This window comes from Bartonella vinsonii subsp. vinsonii (assembly GCF_902825235.1).
In the GTDB taxonomy this organism is placed as follows: domain Bacteria; phylum Pseudomonadota; class Alphaproteobacteria; order Rhizobiales; family Rhizobiaceae; genus Bartonella; species Bartonella vinsonii.
Genome location: NZ_CADEAJ010000006.1, coordinates 33,218 through 51,730 on the forward strand (window position 1 = coordinate 33,218; position 18,513 = coordinate 51,730).

An 18,513-nucleotide genomic window follows, 5' to 3' on the forward strand; every position below is an offset into this window, starting at 1 on the left:
CACAAAAAGTCAAAAATTATATGATTCAATATTTTTTGCAACGCTCCTCTTATAGCATAAAATGAAATGCTGTTGTTCTTTGAGGAAAATCCTATAAGTTTTTTTTAAAATAAAAAATAATACAATGAACAAGGGATATTTGGGAATAAGGGCTATTTTTCTTATTGCGCTATACCAATTTTATATTCTGCTTTAGGAAGAATTATGTAAAGGGCGGCGCAGTAAAATTTCTTTCAGAAATTTTCCCGTATAGGAAGAGGAAACTTGAATAATATCTTCAGGACGTCCAACCGCCACGATTTCACCACCACGATCTCCACCTTCTGGTCCTAAATCAATAATCCAGTCGGCTGTTTTTATAACTTCAAGATTATGTTCTATGACGACAACCGTATTGCCTTGCTCGACGAGTTCATGCAGCACTTCAAGGAGTTTAGAAATATCATGGAAATGCAAACCTGTTGTTGGTTCATCCAAAATATAGAGTGTACGACCTGTTGTTTTGCGTGAAAGTTCTTTGGCAAGTTTTACACGTTGGGCTTCACCACCGGAAAGTGTTGTGGCTTGTTGTCCTACTTTGATATAGCCAAGTCCAACTTTAATAAGAGTCTTCATTTTGTTGTGGATGGTGGGAACAGCTTGGAAAAATTCCTCAGCTTTTTCGATTGTCATATCCAAAATATCGGCGATGGACTTCTCTTTAAATTTTACTTCCAACGTTTCTCTATTATAGCGTTTTCCTTGGCAAACATCACAAGTAACGTAAACATCAGGTAAAAAGTGCATTTCAATTTTGATGACCCCATCTCCTTGACATGCTTCACAGCGTCCTCCCTTAACATTGAATGAAAAGCGTCCTGCTTGATAGCCACGCGCTTTTGATTCTGGAAGTTCAGCAAACCACTCACGAATTGGGGTAAATGCACCTGTATAGGTTGCTGGGTTGGAGCGTGGGGTGCGTCCAATAGGCGCTTGGTTGATATCAATGACTTTATCAAGAAACTCTAATCCTTCAATTTTGTCATAGCTTGCGGGGCTATGATGACTCCCCATGATAGAGTGTGATGCAGCTTTGAAAAGAGTTTCAATGAGGAATGTTGATTTTCCGCCGCCTGAAACGCCCGTGATGCATGTAAAGGTTCCAAGAGGGATATTTGCACTAATATTTTTGAGGTTATTGCCTCGTGCACCAATAACTTTCAGTGTTTTTGATTTTGATATTTTGCGTCGTTGAGCAGGTACTGGAACAGCCATTTTCCCCGAAAGGTATTGGCCTGTGAGAGAGGATGCGTTTTCTATAATTTCTTGCGGAGTACCTTGTGCTATGATTTCTCCCCCATGAACGCCTGCAGCAGGGCCCATATCGACTACATGGTCTGCAGTAAGGATAGCATCTTCATCATGTTCCACAACAATAACGGTATTGCCAAGATTACGCAGATGGTGCAGCATTTTCAGAAGGCGTTCATTATCGCGTTGGTGTAAACCAATAGACGGCTCATCTAAAATATAAAGGACTCCTGTAAGACCAGAACCAATTTGAGAGGCTAACCGAATACGTTGGCTTTCTCCTCCTGAAAGGGTGCTTGAACTTCGAGATAAGGTGAGATATTCGAGTCCTACATGATTTAAAAAAGCGAGGCGTTCACGAATTTCTTTTAAGATACGTACTGAGATGTTTTGTTGTTTTTCAGTGAGATATTGGTGAATATTGGCAAACCAATCATCTGCTTTTAGGATAGAAAGTTCTGATATTTGTCCAATATGCATTCCATGGATTTTGACAGCGAGCGCCTCTGGTTTTAAGCGATACCCATGACAAGCTGGACAGGGTGTGGAAGACATATAACGCTCAATTTCTTCACGTGACCACGTAGAATCGGTTTCTTTCCATCTTCTCTCCATATTGGGGATGATTCCTTCAAAAGATTGAGTCGTTTTATGCGAACCGGAATCATTTTTATAAATAACAGGGATTTCTTTGCTTTTTGTACCATAGAGAATAGCGTGTTGTGCTTCATTTGAAAGGACACACCATTTATCCGTCAGTTTAAATTCGAAAACTTTACCCAATGCTTCTAAGGTTTGGCTATAATAGAGTGAAGATACTTTAGACCAAGGAGCAATTGCACCATCCTTTAAAGTAAGATTTTTATTTGGCACGATTTTTATCGGGTCTACAGCCTTTTTAATGCCAAGTCCGTCGCAAAGAGGACAAGCGCCAAAAGGATTATTGAATGAAAAGAGGCGCGGTTCAATTTCAGGGATAGAAAATCCAGTTATGGGGCAGGAAAATTTTTCTGAAAAGATAAGCCGTTTGTGTGTTTCATTTTTCGATTTATGAGCAGACTCTTTTGTGGTTTCTTTTTGTGCTAAGGGTTGGTCAGCCATTTCAGCAACTGCAAGCCCATTTGCTAACCGTAGACAGGTCTCTATACTATCCGCTAGGCGAGAGGTAATGTCACTATGGACAATAATGCGGTCCACCACGACATCTATGTCATGTTTATATTTTTTATCAAGAGGCGGAATATCAGGAATTTCATAGAATGTTCCATCAACTTTGGCGCGCTGAAATCCTTTTTTTAAAAGCTCCATAAGCTCTTTTTTATATTCTCCCTTTCGTCCTCGGACAAGAGGCGCCATAATGAAAATCCGCGTACCTTCTGGTAAGGACATAATTTGATCAACCATTTGGCTTACCGTCTGGCTTTCAATAGGAAGTCCCGTAGCTGGAGAATGGGGGACACCAATACGTGCAAAGAGAAGACGCATATAATCATGAATTTCAGTAACAGTTCCTACTGTTGAACGAGGATTACGGCTTGTTGTTTTTTGTTCAATAGATATCGCTGGAGAAAGACCATCTATTCGGTCGACGTCTGGTTTTTGCATGACTTCCAAAAATTGACGTGCGTAGGCAGAAAGGCTTTCAACATAGCGGCGTTGACCTTCGGCGTAAATCGTATCAAAAGCTAAAGATGATTTCCCTGATCCAGAAAGTCCTGTGATAACAATCAGCTTGTCACGAGGGAGATCAAGATCAATATTTTTAAGGTTATGTTCACGTGCACCGCGAATGGATATGTATTTTTGATGAGCCATATTTTATCCTTGGCATATGTAACAAAAATTAATCCCTAGCGTAGAATAAAACTGTTTTCTAGAGTTACAATGTTTAACAGGCATAAAGAATACAAGTTTTGTGAAAAGAAAAATATAAAAAAACAGCTTTTTATTCTCTGATGACGGAATAAACTATGCGTGATTATGATCTTTTGTTATAATTGCACGATATGATATTTTAGGAAAGGTAGCAAAATCCACATTGAAGGTCAATTGCAGAGATGCAAATGATAAGGTCAAGAGGGTAATGACCGCTATATAATAAAGGTTGTTTACAAGTTAAAATTTTGGAGTTTATGTGATGGCTGGTAGCCTTAATAAAGTTATTTTGATTGGTAATCTTGGTGCGGATCCTGAAATCCGCCGTTTGAATTCTGGTGATCAAGTGGCAAATCTGCGTATTGCTACTTCGGAAAGTTGGCGCGATCGGAATACAAATGAGCGTAAAGAGCGCACAGAGTGGCATAGTATCGTTATTTTTAATGAAAATCTTATCAAGGTTGTGGAACAATATTTAAAAAAAGGCAGCAAGATCTATATTGAAGGTCAATTGCAAACACGCAAATGGCAAGATCAAAATGGCAATGATCGTTATACAACAGAGATTGTTTTGCAAAAATACCGTGGTGAATTGCAAATGCTTGATGGGCGTGGAGCTGCTGGTGGAGAGCATATGCAAGGAGCCAATCAGTCGAGCGGTAGTTATGGGAGCGGTGGTTTTGGTAACAGTGATTCAGATCAGAGGGATGGTTTTGGTCAAAATAATAATAGAGAAGATTTTTCGCACAAATTAGATGATGATGTTCCTTTTTGATTTTCCTTGGTAATATTCTTCTTCGTTTTTTCTTTTCAGTTGTTTTTTAGTTTGAAAAAGTCAATCTTATTTATTTTATTATGTTTTTGAATACATATAAATAACATGTTGAAAATAATTGTTAAATTTCTTCCTTTGTTGCGGATGAGAAATTAGCATTTTGATGTTTTTTTCGATATAAAAGAGCAAAGTGATTCTTTATTGAAAGTCTTGAAGCTGTGACCGATCTTACTCCACACCCAGAACGTGATGTGCTGACCGGTATTGAGCCCATCAGCATTGTTGATGAAATGCAACGCTCTTATCTCGATTATGCGATGAGCGTGATTGTTTCGCGTGCACTTCCTGATGTCCGTGATGGACTCAAGCCCGTTCATCGGCGTATTCTTCATGCCATGAATGAGATGGGGCTTTCTTTTAACAAGTCTTATCGTAAATCTGCGGGTGTCGTTGGTGAGGTTATGGGAAAATTCCATCCTCATGGTGATGCTTCAATTTATGATGCGTTGGTGCGTATGGCACAGGACTTTTCTTTGCGAAATCCGTTGATTGATGGTCAAGGAAATTTTGGTTCTGTTGATGGTGATCCGCCTGCGGCGATGCGCTATACAGAGTGTCGTTTAGAAAAAGTTTCTGAAGAGCTTTTAGCCGATATTGATAAAGATACCGTTGATTTTCAGGATAATTATGACGGACGTGAACGTGAGCCTGTAGTCCTACCGGCGCGTTTCCCTAATCTTTTGGTTAACGGGTCAGGTGGTATTGCCGTGGGTATGGCAACCAATATTCCGCCCCATAATCTTGGTGAAGTCGTTGATGGTTGTATTGCCTTGATTGATAATCCAAACATAACGCTTGATGAGATCATTCAAATTATCCCTGGTCCGGATTTTCCTACAGGGGGTATTATTCTTGGCCATTCGGGTATTCGTTTGGCTTATGAAACAGGGCGCGGTTCAGTTATTATGCGTGCTAAAGTTGATATTGAAGAAATTCGTAATGGTCGACAAGCAATTATTGTCAGTGAAATACCTTATCAGGTTAATAAAGCAACAATGATTGAAAAAATGGCTGAATTGGTGCGTGATAAGCGTATTGAGGGAATTTCCGATTTGCGTGATGAGTCTGATCGTGATGGGTATCGTGTTGTTATTGAGCTTAAGAAGGATGCTGTTGCAGAGATCGTTTTGAACCAATTATATCGTTATACGCCGCTGCAAACTTCCTTTGGTTGTAATATGGTGGCGTTGAACGGCGGAAAGCCTGAACAGATGACGTTGCTTGATATGCTTCGTGCATTTGTTTCTTTCCGAGAAGACGTTGTAAGTCGGCGAACAAAATATCTTTTGCGTAAAGCGCGTGAGCGTGCCCATGTTTTGGTTGGTCTTGCCCTTGCTGTTGCCAATATTGATGAAATTATAGCACTTATTCGCAAAGCTCCCGATCCACAGACCGCGCGTACACAGTTAATGGAGCGGCGTTGGCCAGCTTTTGATGTGGCGCCTTTGATTAAACTTATTGATGATCCTCGTCATATTATTCATGAGGATGGTACTTATAATTTATCTGAAGAGCAGGCGCGTGCTATTTTGGAATTGCGCCTGCAAAGATTAACAGCACTTGGGCGGGATGAAATTGCCGATGAATTAAATAAAATTGGCGTAGATATCACTGATTATCTTGATATTTTAGCGTCTCGTTTACGTATCATGGGGATTGTCAAGGATGAACTGCGAGCCCTTCGTGAGGAGTTTGCCACGCCTCGACGCACTGTATTTGGTTTCGGTAGTGCTGAGATGGATAGCGAAGATCTTATCGCTCCAGAAGATATGGTGGTCACAGTTAGTCATAGTGGCTACATTAAGCGTGTTCCTCTCAATACATATCGAGCTCAACGCCGTGGTGGTAAGGGGCGTTCTGGTATGTCTACGAAGGATGAAGATTTTGTAACGCGATTGTTTGTGGTTAATACACATACACCTGTTCTTTTCTTTTCATCGCGCGGAATTGTTTACAAGGAAAAAGTTTGGCGTTTGCCACTTGGTACGCCGCAATCGCGTGGACGCGCTCTGATTAATCTACTTCCCTTACAGCAAGGTGAACGCATAACAACTATTATGCCTTTACCAGAAGATGAAGCGCGTTGGAGTGCATTGGATATTATGTTCGCAACGACGCGTGGAACTGTGCGTCGTAATAAATTGTCAGATTTTGTTCAGGTTAATCGTAATGGCAAAATTGCAATGAAACTTGATGAAGAAGGAGATGAAATCCTTTCGGTTGAAACCTGTACAGAACATGATGATGTTGTTTTAACAACGGCTAATGGACAATGTATTCGTTTTCCAGTTGTTGAGGTTCGTGTTTTTGCAGGGCGTAATTCTGTAGGAGTGCGTGGTATCAATTTGGCTAATGGTGATAAGGTCATTTCGATGACAATCTTAGAACATGTAGAGGCTACGTCGATTGAACGTTCTGCTTACATCAAACGTGTGATTAATGAACGGCGTGCTGCTGGTGTTGATGCTGAAGATATTGTAACTCTTGATGAAGAAGATGGAGGAGCAGAAACAGAGTTGACAGAAGAGCGCTATGCAGAACTTAATGCACGCGAACAGGTGCTTTTAACAGTAAGTGAATTTGGTTATGGAAAGCGATCTTCTTCATATGAATTCCGGATTTCAGGACGTGGTGGAAAAGGAATTCGTGCAACAGATCCCTCTAAAACAGCTGAAATTGGTAAATTAGTGGCAGCTTTCCCAGTGAAGGCGCAAGATCAAATTATGTTGGTATCAGATGGGGGCCAGCTTATTCGTGTTCCGGTTGATGGAATTCGTATAGCTGGTCGTTCAACAAAAGGCGTAACGATTTTCAATACAGCTGAAGGCGAGAAAGTCGTATCGGTTGAACGTATTTCTGAATCTGAAGATGATGATAACCCATTAGATGATGAAGCTGAAAAACATTCTGATAGAGTTGATATGAGTACAGAGTAATTCTAAAGGATTCGGAGTAAAACAATGAAAATTGCTCTTTATGCGGGTTCCTTCGATCCTTTTACAAATGGTCATCTTGATATTTTACAAGGTGGTCTCGTTTTGGCTGACAAAGTGGTTGTGGCTATAGGCGTACAGGCTAATAAAAAACCACTTTTTAGTTTTGAAGAGCGTGTTGATTTAATTATTGAAGCAGGAAAAGATTTGTTAAATGTAGGTCCTGATCAGTTGCAGGTTATTTCGTTTGATACTCTTTTGATTGATAAGGCTCGTGAAATGGGTGCTTCATTGCTTATTCGTGGATTACGTGATGGTACTGACTTTGATTATGAAATGCAAATGGCAGGGATGAATGGTATCATGGCTCCTGAATTGCAAACTGTTTTTTTACCAGCAAGTTTTTCTGGACGTGCAATCACTTCTACATTGGTACGCCAGATCGCCTCTATGGGAGGGGATGTAGAACCCTTTGTACCTGCAAATGTTGCTAGAGCTTTGCGCTTAAAATTTCAATCTTCAGAGGAGTGTGATTGTGTATCTTAGATTTTTTGCTGTTTTGGCATGCCTTTTTTGCTTTTTTTCATTGAATGTTGTGGCGGACGATTCTCATACAGCTGGTGATTCTGACGTTCTTGTCTTATCTCTTAAAAATGGAGATGTGGTTATTCGTCTTCGTCCTGATCTTGCGCCAAGACATGTTGTACAAATCAAAAAGTTAACAAAGGAAGGTGCTTATAACAATGTTGTCTTTCACCGTGTTATTCCAGGTTTTATGGCACAGACTGGTGATGTGCAGTTTGGAAAAAAGGGGAGTGCAGATTTTGATGTGAAACGCGTTGGTACTGGAGCTTCGAATTATCCTAATATTCCAGCGGAGTTTTCAAAGCAGCCCTTTAAACGTGGCACTGTTGGAATGGCACGCGCACAAGATCCAAATTCTGCCAATTCCCAATTCTTTATTTGTTTTGATGATGCTTCTTTTTTAAATGGTCAGTATACTGTTGTTGGAGAGGTCATAAAGGGAATGGACGTTGTTGATAAAATTAAAAAAGGCACTTCAAGTAATAATGGATCTGTAAAAGATCCTGATGTTATTAATACTGCCATTTTACAAGCTGATAGATAAATCAAAGGAGTTTAGCTGTATGGCCGAGATTAAAGATTTAGAAAATACCTTAATTCTTGAAACAACAAAGGGCAGAGTTGTTATTGGACTTTTTGCTGATTTAGCGCCTTGTCACGTTGCGCGTATTAAAGAGCTTGTGCGTGAAGGTGCTTATGATAATGTTATTTTTCATCGCGTTATTGAGGGGTTTATGGCTCAAACGGGGGATGTGCAATTTGGAAAAAAGGATGGTGCAGATTTTAATTTGTCACGTGCCGGTATGGGGGGCTCAGCGAAACCTAATTTGACTGCAGAGTTTTCAAATCTTTCTCATAAGCGTGGTACAGTTTCTATGGCACGAAGCCAGAATCCAAATTCTGCTAATTCACAGTTTTTTATTTGCTTTGCGGATGCTCCTTGGCTTGATCGTCAATATTCCATATGGGGACAAGTTGTTGAAGGTATGGAAAATATCGATAAAATTAAGCGGGGTGAGCCTGTTATAGAACCTGATACAATCATTAAAGCTACAATTGCTGCCGATGTGAAGGAATAATGATATCGGTTTCAACTTTAAGAGCGTCAAGTAAAGATAGTGCCGTCTCTTTGTTGTCTTAAACAAGGTGAAGGTTCGTTATTATGGTTTGAATTTATAAGAGTATGCTATTGTTATGCAATTATTCTCTGCGTTAAATTTTGTATTTATACATTGCATAGATTTATGGCATGTTGTTTACCGTTGTTGCTCATAGGCTTTTTACGCTTGAATTGGCTACCTCGTAGGTAAAAGCTAGCGCCGTCGTTATATTTACCAGCCCCCAATGTTTTGCGACAGCCCTTGCATTAAGACGATTCATAAGAGGCATTTTACTCCTTTCTTGTATAGTTTTTATCCACACATCAGCTCCGCTTGTGACGTGCAAGCAAGTGATTTTAATTGATTGAACATAAGAGGGATAGAGGTGAGAAAATCTTACAATATTCGGGGGGGCTCATTCAATATGCAAAACGATAAATTATTATTATAAATCAATGCTTTGTCGTAATGCTACTTGTTCATAACTACGAGCGTGAATAACCAATTGAACTTATGTTATTAAGTACTGCAGAATTCATTGCTTTTTACAGTTGTTTTACATTTCATATGTGTTGGTTTCAGTCTTGTTTTTATGTAAGTATAATTAGGGGAATACTTAATCTCGTGTCATACTTTGCATTGGGGCTTATTTTTGTATTCAAAGTATTGAAAAATTCTTTTTATTGGAAGCCAAATTTTCTGGGAATTATTGGTGATAAAAGCATGTGAAAATAAGGTCGTTGTTGGTGGAAAGAACGGCTTTAAAATTCTGATAGGCGAGCGTATATTGCTCAATATATCGGCTATTTTATAAAATGAGTTTGTTGCTTTATCTATGATGGTTGTTTGATAACAAAATTGCATTTACGCTATTTAATTCTTTTATGCTGGTTACAATATTAAGCAAATCAGAAATCAATCCATAAGGCTTTTGATGGTGCCATAAGGAAAGTTATAGCTTTTCTTTTTATGGTGCTATGAGTTTATAGAATCGAAAAGACGAGAGTGATGATAAAGACATTTCATTATAGAAAAATTGCTCAAGATGGTTATGCGCGTCGTGGTGAAATTATAACGGGTCGTGGATGTGTTCGTACACCTGCATTTATGCCAGTTGGGACAGCAGGGACTGTTAAAGCTATGTATATGGATCAGATACGTGCTCTTGGTGCAGATATCATTTTAGGTAATACTTATCATTTAATGTTGCGTCCGGGAGCAGAGCGTGTTGCTCGTTTAGGAGGCCTACATGAGTTTTCACGTTGGTCTGGGCCTATTCTAACCGATTCTGGTGGATTTCAAGTTATGTCATTGGCGGGAATCCGTAAAATTACAGAACAGGGGGTTATTTTTCGCTCTTACATAAATGGTGCCTACTATGAAATGAGTCCTGAGCGTTCTATCGAAATTCAAGGGCTCCTTAATGCAGATATCCAAATGCAATTGGATCAATGTATTGCACTTCCTGCAAGTGAAAAAGAAATAGAAGCTGCTATGGAACTTTCATTGCGGTGGGCACAGCGCTGTAAAACAGCTTTTGGTGATCAGCCAGACAAAGCACTGTTTGGAATTGTTCAGGGGGGTGATAATATGAAATTACGTGAACGTTCTGCTCATGCTTTAAAAGAGATGGATTTGAAAGGCTATGCTATTGGAGGGCTTGCTGTTGGCGAACCGCAGAGTGTTATGACAGCTGTGCTAGATACTACTTGTCCGATTTTGCCAGAGGATAAGCCACGTTATCTCATGGGAGTGGGAACGCCTGATGATATTTTACAAAGTGTTGCGCGTGGTATTGATATGTTTGATTGTGTTATGCCAACACGTGCAGGACGCCATGGTTTAGCTTTTACGCGCTTTGGAAGAATTAATTTGCGCAATGCGCGTTATGCAGAGGATCCACACCCTTTAGATCCACAGTCGCTTTGTCCTGCTGCATGTGATTATAGTTGTGCTTATTTGCACCATTTAATCAGATCTGGCGAATCTCTTGGTGGCATGTTGTTAACTTGGAATAATCTCTATTATTATCAACAGCTTATGCAAGGGATTCGTGATGCCATTGAAGAAGGATGTTATACGGATTTTTGTGCTGAAACACGTGCTTTGTGGAATCAAGGCCGTTAAAGTGCTTGATTGTAAAGTATAGCATTTGCTTTTATCAAATTGCTCAATTTATTTTTCAGCAAGAGCTTTTGCTAAAAACAAAGTGAAAATGTTTTTTAAAAACGTAAAATTGTACTGATCTAAAGAGCAATATGTAATTTTATTGCTCTCTATTTTTTTGTAACAGTAATAGTAAACAGAAACTGTTACTCCGGTACGCGCTACCTGATCCGGAGAAAAACAGTTTGTTTCTGTTTCTGGTGACTGTTTAGATCAACAATGTTAATGAGGAGTTATCGAACCCTTAAAGAAGTATGAAAATTGCATTTTTATAGGATAATTTGTATTTTTTTTCGTTAAATAGTGAAGTTCTCACAAAAGTTGTTTTATGTAGGAGTAGATAAGAGTGTGATTTGATCTCAATTGAAGGTTTAGAAAACACAAATGATTGATACTTTAAAGTGCGAAGTTTATTTTTGCTAGTAACGATATTTTTATAACTGACGTTTCATTTAAATGATAAAATATTGTAAATTCTTTCATGCTGTTTAAAAAATCTATTACAAAGAAAATGAAAACTGTTGGTGTTTTCATTTTCTTTGTAATAGATTTTTTAATGTTTCATTGAGAAATGCTTAGGCATAGACAGACGAAGATTTTGAATTCATTTAGGCCATATTACGGATATTTGCGATTAAGGTATCGACTCAATGATGACAATGAGGAATTTTCATAGAAAAAACACTCTTGCTTTAAGAATTGATTTGAGAACACGGTGTTTAGCAACTTTAGCTCTTGCAGTGGGGAGTTTTTCTATTGGTACTGCAGAGTTTGTTGCCATGGGTTTACAGCCGGAGATGGCACGAAGCTCGTCTGTTAATATTCCTACAGCTGGTCAATACATTTCTGCTTATGCATTGGGTGTTGTGATTGGAGCGCCTCTTTTAGCTGTTGCAACAGCTCAGTTATCACGCAAAACTGTTCTAATAGGATTGATGTTTTTTTATGCGCTGGCAAATATTGCAAGTGCTTTTTTTTCTGATTTTAGCATATTGGTAGCATTGCGGTTTATCAGTGGTCTTCCACATGGGGTCTATTTCGGTCTTGCAACTATGGTTGCTGCTTCCATGGTAGAAATGAATGAACGTTCCAAAGCTGTTGGATATGTTATGCTTGGTTTAACAATTGCAACCGTTTTGGGAGCACCAGGAGCGACTTGGATTGGGCAACTTGTTGGTTGGCAGATTGCTTTTGTGCTTGTAGGTATTCTTGCTTTATTGTGTTGTTTGCTTATTTGGAAATTTTTACCTTCTGGTTTGGAGACGCAAAAAACAAGTCCTCTGCGCGAACTTGAGGCATTAAAACAAAGGCAGGTATGGTTTCTTTTGATTATGGTTTCAGTTGGAGCCTCAGGATTATTTTCTGTTTTCACTTATATTAAGTCAACACTCATGCATATTTCTGGTGTTTCGCTTGATTTTATACCATTTATTATGCCATTAGTTGGATTGGGCATGGTGGTAGGTAATCTTTTGGGACCTAAATTGGCTGTTAAAATTGGCATTTCACCCATGATATTTTTTGCTATGCTTTGGAGTACATTCGTTTTTTTTCTTTTTTTCTTTTTATCTCATGCTCCTTTAACAGCAGCATTAGGATGTTTTTTTGTTGGCACTTCTTTCGCAGCTATGCCTTCTATACAAACAAAGATTATGGATGTGGCTCTCCATGGACAGATTTTAGCAGGAGCGTTAATGCAATCTGCTTTTAATATTGCTAACGCTCTTGGAGCAGAATCTGGAGCGTGGGTTTTGAAGTTGGGCTATAGTTATGAATATACTGCTGTTCTTGGGGGTATCTTAACTCTATGTGGTTTACTGATTTTTTGTTTCTCATGGTATTTGGAAAAGCGTAATTAATATTGCTTTTCGCTATTGAGAGACAAAATGTTTTTTCGTTTATTTAGTTATTTGATTGTCCTGTTGGATTTTTAAATATGTTATAAGAAACGCGTAGAGAAAGTGGAATGCCAAGACAAAATAAAAGGCTGATGAGTACTGCAAGAAGAGTTTTGGCGGCTAAAATCATTCCTATTATTCCTCCAGGATTTAAAAGGCCTGCAAAATTGGTAATTGTTCCAGCAAGGGTTGCACTCAATGCTGCTGAAAATAGCTGTACAGAGGTAAGGGATTCACTAGCACGTAGGGCATCTTCATTATTTGCACATTGTAAGATCCGAGTTAGTAAATGCGGCCATGCTATGCCAGCGCTAATCCCTATAGCAAACAATGCTAAGCAAATGATAAAGATATGTCCAGATGTGGAATCTGTTATTGGAACGAGCCATAAAAGACTGCTTATACCCAAAAGGCTCAATATGGGGGAGTATACAATAATACTGCGAATTTTTTTTGCATTTACACCAGCACTTGATAGGGAACCACATGTCCATCCGAAGCTCATGAGTGACGCTATATAACCGGCAACAAGTGGAGCTTGACCATGAAGCTCTTGAAGAAAAAGTGGAAAATAAAGCTCTATACTGTATACCACTGTCGTCATAACAAGTATCAAAGCATAAATAGAAAAAAACTCAGAAGAGAAGGAAAAGGATTTACGCGGCAACATGGGATGAAGTGTGGACGATTCGATTTTTGCTAGAACAAAGAGAAGACTCAATCCGATAACTAATCCGCCAATTTGTGCAATAGTGGTATTTATAGCACCACCAGCAGAAATGATAAGAATCAAAAAGATGAGTATGAAGAGTTGTAGAAGAGGCATTGGGGATGATGGAACAGTGTTTTTATTTTCTTTTGGTAAGACTTTAAGGGCTATGAGCAAGAAGATTATCGCTAATATACCGATAACCCAAAAGGATGCTCTCCACATACCATAGTGTACAGAAATGCCACCGATAGCTGGTCCTAATAAGGTTGATATTCCCCACATTCCAGAGATAATACTTAATGCATATGACCATACAGATGGATTGAGAATAATACGAATCATAGAATAAGATAAAGATAATAAAGAACCGCTCCCAAATCCTTGAATAAAACGTCCTATTAAGAATAATGGCATAGTTGAAGCTATGGCGCACATGAAGGTACCAACAGTAAAAATGAAGCCTGAAATCAAATAAGCTTTACGAGGACCTATTTTCCCTAATATTTTTGTTGCAAGTGAAGTACCAAGGAGTGATGCTGTAATAAAGACGGTTGCCACCCAAGAGTAATAAAGCTCACCGCCGATATCATTCATAAGAGAGGGCAAAATAGTAATAACAACATAAATGTTGGTGGCGTGTAACACAACACCCCCAGTAAACGTCAAAAAACGAATACCATTTTTACCCAATAAAAGCGCAGACCAGCTTTGTTTTTTCACTGTTTTTGCTATTTAGTAAAGAGTTGACCTCTTTTATTTATAAGACAGTTATTTAAATTTGCCAAGAGAAGATTCAAAGCTCCGCGAAAGCAGAGCTTTGAAATTTAAATGAAGTGATAACTTAATTATTCATTGCTTGTTTGAGATTTTCATTAATTTTATCAAGGAAATCTGTTGTAGAAAGCCATTTTTGTTTTGGTCCAATTAAAAGTGCAAGATCTTTGGTCATAAAACCTTCTTCAACGGTCTTAATACAAACTTCTTCTAATGTTTTGGCAAAGTTTTTTAATTTCTCATTATTATCCAGTTTAGCACGGTGTGCTAGTCCTCGTGTCCATGCAAAAATAGATGCAATAGAATTTGTTGATGTTTCTTCACCTCTTTGATGCTGACGGTAATGACGTGTTACTGTACCATGTGCTGCTTCTGCTTCAACAATTTTACCATCTGGTGTCATGAGAACGGAAGTCATGAGACCAAGGGAACCAAAGCCTTGAGCAACAATATCAGATTGAACATCACCATCATAGTTTTTACAGGCCCATACATAGCCACCTGACCATTTAAGGGCAGAGGCAACCATATCATCAATGAGGCGATGTTCGTAATATAATTTATGATTTTCAAATTCAGTTTTAAATTCTTCATCAAATATTTCTTGAAAGATGTCTTTAAAACGGCCATCGTAAGCTTTTAGAATGGTATTTTTTGTTGAAAGATAGACTGGAACATTTCGTTGTAGCCCATAGTTAAAAGATGCTCTGGCAAAATCACGGATTGATTCATCGAGGTTGTACATAGCCATAGCAACCCCTGCGCTTGGAGCATCAAAAACATCATGTTCGATAATTTGATTGTCATCTCCGACGAATTTAATAGTTAATTTTCCTTTGCTAGGAAATTTAAAATCCGTTGCTTTATATTGATCACCAAAAGCATGCCGTCCAATAATAATTGGTTTTGTCCAGCTAGGAACGAGGCGTGGGACATTTTTACAAATAATAGGTTCACGAAAAATAACGCCCCCTAAAATATTACGGATCGTGCCATTGGGTGATTTCCACATTTTTTTAAGGTTAAATTCTTTAACCCGCGCTTCATCCGGTGTGATGGTTGCACATTTTATACCAACCCCATATTTTTTGATAGCATTGGCAGAATCAATGGTTACCTGATCATTGGTTGCATCTCGATTTACAACGGAAAGATCGTAATATTTAAGTTCAATGTCAAGATAGGGATGGATCAATTTATCTTTAATATATTTCCAGATGATACGGGTCATTTCGTCCCCATCGATTTCAACAACGGGGTTTTCCACTTTGATTTTTGCCATGCTAAGTCCTTTTTGTTTAAGTGATATTATTTTTTATAGCATTTTCAGGTTTACAATGAAAATTAAAAACAAGAATGATAGAAGGAACTGTTAAAATATATATATTATCAATATAATAAAAATTATTTTTAAACTAATTCATTAAAAAATAATATTAATTTTTTAATATGATCATTGTATAGTTGATAAAAAGCTGATGCAAGAGAAGGAGTCAGTGAAATTTACTACAGGGTGTAGGGAATCTTTGTTTTTTATAAGATGTTTTATTTAATTGTTTGATAAATTTATATTATTATGGCGTTCGTTACGATTTTTAGAGATATTATGTTCGGGAAATAAATTGATAAATAAGGTTATAAATCTTTATACTACTCTTTCAGCTCTCAGGTAGTGATCTGTTTGTCTAGAAAAAATTGAATGTGATAGACAAGGAGCTGTAATCAAGAAGGGACGGTATAAACCGAGTTTTGAATTAGCCCTGAACATCTTGGTTATTCTTAAAGCTCTTCTGGGAACTCAATAGAGTTTTATAAAGAGTGGCAGCTGTGTTTGCTAGAAAATACAGTTTACGTGTTAATGTGCCTTACAAGTTTTTAATATTACGAAATAACACTATCCCATAGATCTATAGTTAACCTGTCTTCTTTTTATTACAAACGTAAGTAGTATGGCATTCTCTTTGGATGGAAAATTACTCACACAGAAATCTCAATAATCCTCTCCACAGGACAATTTCGAAGATCCTATTCCCTCATTTTATATCCACGCATCCCTCACTTAAAAAAATATATGGAAATCAATAAGTTATTGGGGATAAAAAAATATATGGTACGCCCAAGGGGAATTGAACCCCTGTTTCCGCCGTGAAAGGGCGGCGTCCTAACCTCTAGACGATGGGCGCGAACCAATGATGAGGCTTATAGAGAGGATCTTTTTACTTCGCAAGCCCTCTGCGTAATTTTTTTTAAAAAAACATATTTTATTGCATTATTTTGGATATGTTATTGTCATTCTTGTCCGGATTATTTTATTTTCTAAAGTTATGCGTGAGAAAATAGAGAGAACAATTCATTGGTTGATAATTTTTTTATGTTAGCACCATATAATCAAATGATATTTTTCATACTTACTTTTTTGAGAAATAAAAAGCAATTAAATCAGTATGTTAAATGTTATGGTATTTTTTCAAAGATCCTCTATGAAGGAGAATAATCATCCAAGATTCTCGGTGAAACCACAAGCGGCTATAGAGCAGCTTCCTGAAATAAAACGATAAACATATCATTAATAAGCTGAAAAATGATACGAATCATATAAAGATTGTCCCTGCGATTAGATGTGGTTTTCTTTCGTTTAATAGCATGTTCGCTGTAAAAATGAAAAAAATATTGCAACAAATCCAAAGTAAAATGAAAGTTAATAATCATTTTTTTCATATGCTTATTTAAGTTTTACTCTTTGCAGCTGTCGTTTTTATAAAGGATATTACTCTTTAAAAGAGATAAATTTTGTATTCTGAGAGATTTTGATTGAATGAACAGTTTTGTTGTACAAGAGGACAAATTGGGTTGAATAGAGTGGGGACTTCTTTAGATTATTTTAGTTGTAAGCATTGTTTTCATTGATTTGCACATCATATTTTTTTTCAAAAGAAGAGAGGGATAAGCAGTTAGAGAATGGCAGAAGCTTTAAGAGTTGGTATTGCGGGTCTTGGTACGGTTGGTACTTCAGTTATAAAAATTCTACGTGAAAAAGCGAGTAGTTTAGCTTGCCAATGTGGAAGATCAATCAAAATTGTTGCTGTTAGTGCACGTGATAGAAGCCGTAATCGTGGAATTGATCTGAGTGATGTAAAATGGTTCGATTCACCAGTGGAGTTGGCGTCTTCTGATGAGATTGATGTTTTTGTGGAATTAATCGGTGGTGAGTTAGATATTGTACATCAAGCTGTTAAGAAGGCGCTTGAGGGGGGGCATCATGTTGTTACTGCCAATAAAGCACTTCTCGCACGACACGGGGTAGCACTTGCTATGAGTGCAGAAAAAAAAGGCGTTTTTTTTCATTTTGAAGCTGCTGTTGCAGGGGGCATTCCTGTCATCAAAGCGATGAGAGAATCACTTTGTGGTAACCGTATAACGCGAATTTATGGTATTCTCAATGGAACCTGCAACTATATATTAACACGTATGTTTAATGAGGGTCTTTCATTTAAAGATTGTTTGGCTGATGCACAGAGACTTGGTTATGCTGAAGCTGATCCAACTTTTGATATTGGGGGAAATGATACCGCTCATAAATTGGCTTTATTGACAAGTTTAGCATTCGGAACAGCCATTTCGTTAGATGATGTTTATGTTGAAGGAATTAGCAATATTTCGCAGATTGATATCCGTGCAGCTGATGAATTGGGTTATCGGATTAAGCTTTTAGGGGTTGCATTAGAAACCGATTCAGGAATTGAGCAGCGTGTTCATCCAACAATGGTACCAACATCATCAATGATTGCACAGATTCATGGTGTAACAAATGCTCTTTCTATTCAAAGTGATTTATTAGGTGAATTGCTCTTTTCTGGTCCTGGTGCTGGAGGAGCGGCAACAGCATCAGCGGTTATTGGTGATTTGGCTGATATAGCGAAAACACATACTGGTTTTCAGTATGCACCTGTTTTAAGAAATCCAGCATTGGGGCTTGCTCCTCATAAAAAAGCACGTATTTCGCATCATGCAGGTGGGTATTTTATTCGTTTGAATGTTCATGATCGCGCTGGTGTTTTTGCTGCAGTAGCACAGCATATGGCTGATAACCACATTTCATTAGAGTCGATTGTTCAAAAACCTTTTGTAGAAAGCCAGATTGTAAAAACAATTATTTTAATAACGCATGAAACAACGGAGGTGAATGTACGAAAAGCACTTGCAGCAATTGAAAAAGATGGTCATCTTGTTGCAAAGTCTCAATTTATTCGTATTGAACCTATGGCATAAAATTGAGAAGTTGTTTAATGACAAAAAGAGAAATTTGAGTGCTTTTTCTTTTGTGGAAAGTTCCCATCTTTGCGAA

11 protein-coding genes and 1 tRNA gene are annotated in these 18,513 nt (G+C 38.0%); 8 read left to right on the top strand and 4 right to left on the bottom strand.

All coding sequences use genetic code 11. From position 1 onward, the window contains the following. Positions 1-192 precede the first annotated feature (192 nt). Positions 193-3,105: an excinuclease ABC subunit UvrA gene (gene uvrA, locus J7R12_RS05630; RefSeq protein WP_126603482.1), complete on the bottom strand. Its 2,913-nt coding sequence runs from the start codon at positions 3,103-3,105 to the stop codon at positions 193-195. 322 nt (positions 3,106-3,427) lie between these two features. Here uvrA and ssb point away from each other — a divergent pair, with 322 nt between their 5' ends. The 7 genes from ssb to J7R12_RS05665 all read left to right on the top strand — a co-directional run bounded on the left by ssb (position 3,428) and on the right by J7R12_RS05665 (position 12,643). After that, a complete protein-coding gene (ssb, locus tag J7R12_RS05635; RefSeq protein ID WP_126603481.1) occupies positions 3,428-3,940 on the top strand; it encodes a single-stranded DNA-binding protein in 513 nt (170 codons plus the stop codon). Positions 3,941-4,158: 218 nt separating this feature from the next. Further along, positions 4,159-6,936 (top strand): DNA gyrase subunit A, encoded by a 2,778-nt coding sequence (gene gyrA / locus J7R12_RS05640; protein ID WP_126603480.1) that lies wholly within the window; start codon positions 4,159-4,161, stop codon positions 6,934-6,936. 24 nt (positions 6,937-6,960) lie between these two features. Further along, on the top strand, positions 6,961-7,479 hold the full coding sequence (coaD, locus tag J7R12_RS05645; RefSeq protein ID WP_126603479.1) for a pantetheine-phosphate adenylyltransferase: 519 nt from the start codon (positions 6,961-6,963) through the stop codon (positions 7,477-7,479). Beyond that, complete coding sequence (locus J7R12_RS05650) at positions 7,469-8,062, top strand: peptidylprolyl isomerase (RefSeq protein WP_126603478.1); 594 nt, start codon at positions 7,469-7,471, stop codon at positions 8,060-8,062. The genes coaD and J7R12_RS05650 overlap by 11 nt, the downstream gene beginning before the upstream one ends. A gap of 19 nt (positions 8,063-8,081) precedes the next feature. Beyond that, positions 8,082-8,597, top strand: coding sequence for a peptidylprolyl isomerase (locus tag J7R12_RS05655; protein ID WP_126603477.1), 516 nt, complete (start codon positions 8,082-8,084; stop codon positions 8,595-8,597). A gap of 1,029 nt (positions 8,598-9,626) precedes the next feature. Next, the gene (gene tgt, locus J7R12_RS05660) at positions 9,627-10,745 is read left to right on the top strand and encodes a tRNA guanosine(34) transglycosylase Tgt (protein ID WP_126603476.1); all 1,119 of its coding nucleotides are present in this window, start codon (positions 9,627-9,629) and stop codon (positions 10,743-10,745) included. A gap of 689 nt (positions 10,746-11,434) precedes the next feature. Beyond that, positions 11,435-12,643, top strand: coding sequence for an MFS transporter (locus J7R12_RS05665; protein ID WP_126603475.1), 1,209 nt, complete (start codon positions 11,435-11,437; stop codon positions 12,641-12,643). Between the two features lie 43 nt (positions 12,644-12,686). Here the strand turns inward: J7R12_RS05665 and J7R12_RS05670 are convergent, their stop codons facing one another. The 3 genes from J7R12_RS05670 to J7R12_RS05680 all read right to left on the bottom strand — a co-directional run bounded on the left by J7R12_RS05670 (position 12,687) and on the right by J7R12_RS05680 (position 16,351). Beyond that, positions 12,687-14,114, bottom strand: a complete 1,428-nt coding sequence (locus tag J7R12_RS05670) for an MFS transporter (protein WP_126603474.1) — start codon at positions 14,112-14,114, stop codon at positions 12,687-12,689. A gap of 121 nt (positions 14,115-14,235) precedes the next feature. Further along, a complete protein-coding gene (locus tag J7R12_RS05675) occupies positions 14,236-15,450 on the bottom strand; it encodes an NADP-dependent isocitrate dehydrogenase (RefSeq protein WP_126603473.1) in 1,215 nt (404 codons plus the stop codon). 826 nt (positions 15,451-16,276) lie between these two features. After that, a tRNA-Glu gene (locus J7R12_RS05680) sits at positions 16,277-16,351 on the bottom strand. Positions 16,352-17,126: 775 nt separating this feature from the next. On the opposite strand from J7R12_RS05680, the gene J7R12_RS05685 reads away from it, so the two are divergent. Continuing rightward, positions 17,127-18,437 (top strand): homoserine dehydrogenase, encoded by a 1,311-nt coding sequence (locus J7R12_RS05685; RefSeq protein ID WP_126603472.1) that lies wholly within the window; start codon positions 17,127-17,129, stop codon positions 18,435-18,437. The last annotated feature ends 76 nt before the right edge of the window (positions 18,438-18,513 follow it).

Excerpts from the sequence above, each read along its gene's own strand:
- tgt (WP_126603476.1), top strand. The coding sequence starts at position 9,627 with ATGATAAAGACATTTCATTATAGAAAAATTGCTCAAGATGGTTATGCG.
- uvrA (WP_126603482.1), bottom strand. The coding sequence starts at position 3,105 with ATGGCTCATCAAAAATACATATCCATTCGCGGTGCACGTGAACATAAC.
- J7R12_RS05655 (WP_126603477.1), top strand. The coding sequence starts at position 8,082 with ATGGCCGAGATTAAAGATTTAGAAAATACCTTAATTCTTGAAACAACA.
- J7R12_RS05665 (WP_126603475.1), top strand. The coding sequence starts at position 11,435 with ATGATGACAATGAGGAATTTTCATAGAAAAAACACTCTTGCTTTAAGA.
- J7R12_RS05675 (WP_126603473.1), bottom strand. The coding sequence starts at position 15,450 with ATGGCAAAAATCAAAGTGGAAAACCCCGTTGTTGAAATCGATGGGGAC.
- coaD (WP_126603479.1), top strand. The coding sequence starts at position 6,961 with ATGAAAATTGCTCTTTATGCGGGTTCCTTCGATCCTTTTACAAATGGT.
- ssb (WP_126603481.1), top strand. The coding sequence starts at position 3,428 with ATGGCTGGTAGCCTTAATAAAGTTATTTTGATTGGTAATCTTGGTGCG.
- J7R12_RS05685 (WP_126603472.1), top strand. The coding sequence starts at position 17,127 with ATGGCAGAAGCTTTAAGAGTTGGTATTGCGGGTCTTGGTACGGTTGGT.